Raw genomic sequence first — 604 nt, forward strand, 5'->3', positions numbered from 1 at the left:
CGCCGTTTACCAATGAAAAGCATGTGTTCTGTAATCTGGGTGACGGAACTTACTATCACTCCGGCTTGCTGGCGATCCGTGCTGCCGTGTCGGGCGACGTTAACATCACTTATAAAATTCTGTTCAATGATGCCGTCGCCATGACTGGTGGCCAGGAATTCGATGGTCCGCTCGATCCGGGCATGATCTCACGTCAAATCGCAGCCGAAGGCGTGAATCCGATTATCGTCGTCACCGATGAACCGGAAAAATATCCGGCCGGTTATCCGTGGGCAGCCGGTGTGACGGTGCGCCATCGTTCAGAACTCGATGCGGTACAGCGCGAACTGCGCGAATGCAAGGGCGTGTCGGCCATGATTTACGACCAGACTTGCGCTTCCGAAAAACGCCGTCGCCGCAAAAAAATCGATAAAAATGGTAAACCTGGTTTTCCTGACCCGGCCAAACGTGCTGTCGTCAACGAAGCTGTATGCGAAGGCTGCGGTGATTGTTCAGTACAATCTAACTGCTTGTCAGTCGAGCCTTTGGAAACCGAATTCGGCCGTAAGCGCCAGATCAACCAGTCTTCCTGCAACAAGGATTTTTCTTGCGTGAATGGCTTCTG

General features: G+C 52.6%; 1 protein-coding gene. It reads left to right on the forward strand.

Annotated elements, in window-relative coordinates; all coding sequences use genetic code 11:
• Positions 1-604: thiamine pyrophosphate-dependent enzyme (locus KDM89_RS19335; protein WP_230427993.1), on the forward strand; the 604-nt coding region annotated here is incomplete at both ends.

The organism is Cognatundibacterium luofuense (assembly GCF_018139685.1).
Lineage (GTDB): Bacteria > Pseudomonadota > Gammaproteobacteria > Burkholderiales > Burkholderiaceae_D > Undibacterium > Undibacterium luofuense.